This window comes from Pseudomonas sp. GM48 (genome assembly GCF_000282335.1).
Lineage (GTDB): Bacteria > Pseudomonadota > Gammaproteobacteria > Pseudomonadales > Pseudomonadaceae > Aquipseudomonas.
Genome location: NZ_AKJM01000092.1, coordinates 1 through 515 on the forward strand (window position 1 = coordinate 1; position 515 = coordinate 515).

Annotated in this window: 1 protein-coding gene; it reads right to left on the bottom strand. The window is 58.3% G+C overall.

The genetic code is table 11. The annotated features are described in order from the left end of the window. Positions 1–164: 164 nt before the first annotated feature. Positions 165–515, bottom strand: a 351-nt coding sequence (locus tag PMI28_RS12165; protein ID WP_007987918.1) for a DUF2931 family protein, incomplete at its 5' end; no start/stop codon positions are given.

Consider the following 515-nt stretch of genomic DNA (forward strand, 5'->3'; position numbering starts at 1 on the left):
ATTTTTGGCTGACAGCGGATCGGCGGACTGGCAGGCACTGATCGCCAACGTTGCCAGTAGTACAAACAGGACTTTCATGGTGACAGCGTCCATTCCGGAACATGGGGGTGGTGCACCCGCACGGCGTCCGCCGTGGGGATATGGGCGAAAACCGAGGCTCCTGATTACCAACTGCCATAGGGGATGCCGAAGCGTTCGATGTAGCGTTGGGAGGAGTCTTTGATTTTTCTGTAATGGCCGTTGTACTTGCCTTGGTTGGGACCCAAGGGTTCGATGCCGACTTGTCCGCGGTCAACTTTGTGGGCGCGGAAGCAGTCATCCCAGACCCAGACCTGAATGATGCCGCCCGGCGCCAGTCCCAGATTCAGGGCAGCACTTGGGTTGGCGGTGAACTGGGGTGTCTCGTGACAACGCCGGGCCGTCGAGTTGCGCATGATATCGCGGGTCGATTCGGAGATATCGATCCAGCCGGCGTAGGTTTTGCGTTCGACAATCGATTGCCAGCGCACAAAGAG